Annotated in this window: 1 protein-coding gene; it reads right to left on the bottom strand. The window is 42.2% G+C overall.

The features are described from left to right. Positions 1-13: 13 nt before the first annotated feature. Positions 14-344 (bottom strand): exodeoxyribonuclease III (locus AAEY62_RS21035; RefSeq protein ID WP_350636270.1); only part of this gene is annotated, 331 nt, incomplete at its 5' end.

Below are 344 nucleotides of genomic sequence, written 5' to 3' on the forward strand. Positions count from 1 at the left end.
GCTAAGCATAGGGTTATTTAAATTCAGACCAAATAGGGGCATGATCCGATGGCTTTTCGATGCCACGTAATTCGTAATCTATACCTGTGTCTATACAACGCGCGGCTAGCTCATGTGTTGCAAGTACAACATCAATTCGTAGGCCACGGTTATCTAAAAACCCTTTTGAGCGGTAGTCAAACCACGAGTATTGATCGCTGGTTTCTGGGTTTTGCTCTCTAAAGGTGTCTTTAAAGCCCCAATTAAGTAATGTTGCCAGCCATTCACGCTCTATCGGTTGAAAAGAACATTTACCGGTTTTTAACCAACGTTTAGCATTTACTTCGCCAATACCTATATCTAGG

The organism is Pseudoalteromonas sp. GW168-MNA-CIBAN-0100, from assembly GCF_040309225.1.
Classification (GTDB): domain Bacteria; phylum Pseudomonadota; class Gammaproteobacteria; order Enterobacterales; family Alteromonadaceae; genus Pseudoalteromonas; species Pseudoalteromonas arctica.